The organism is Acidiphilium sp. PM (assembly GCF_000219295.1).
Taxonomy (GTDB): Bacteria; Pseudomonadota; Alphaproteobacteria; order Acetobacterales; family Acetobacteraceae; genus Acidiphilium; species Acidiphilium multivorum.
This window is the reverse complement of sequence record NZ_AFPR01000586.1, coordinates 1-524: the sequence shown is the minus strand read 5'-3', so window position 1 is coordinate 524 and position 524 is coordinate 1. Positions and strand designations below refer to the sequence as shown.

Annotated in this window: 1 pseudogene; it reads right to left on the bottom strand. The window is 65.3% G+C overall.

What is annotated here, in order from left to right:
- Positions 1-524: pseudogene (locus APM_RS18960) on the bottom strand (transposase); the annotation flags it as partial.

Below are 524 nucleotides of genomic sequence, written 5' to 3'. Positions count from 1 at the left end.
GTCGAGATCACGCAGGAGATCGGCCCATTCGACGCGCTTGCCGGCCCGGCGGAGTTTTTCGTCGAGCGCCTGGTGCAGGATCAGCGCGAGAAAAGAACAGAACACATGGCCGCGGATGGCGGCGTCGGAGGAATGGTAGATTGGCCGGGTGCGCATCGTCGCCTTCGCCACACGGAACAGCCGTTCGACATTCTGCAGGTCCCGGTAGCGGAGCACCGCCTGCAGCGGCGAGATCCTGGCATTGGAGCGCAGCACGAAGACGCCGTCGAAGCGGGCTTCCTCGGCGAGCTTGCCGGCGTCGATCTCGAACAGCTTGCTCTTGCGGCCGGGCTTTGCGTCACTGACCGGGCGCAGGAAGCGGCGATAGGCGGAGTTGCCGATCAGCGCCTTGTCGCCTCGCTTCAGCTGACGATCGAGGGCGGCGACCACCTGGCGCCTGGTCTCGGCCTCTTCGATGGCCACCGCCTCGTTGCGGCAGACGATATAGCGCTTGCCCGCGACCTTGACCTCCTTGATGAAGAGCT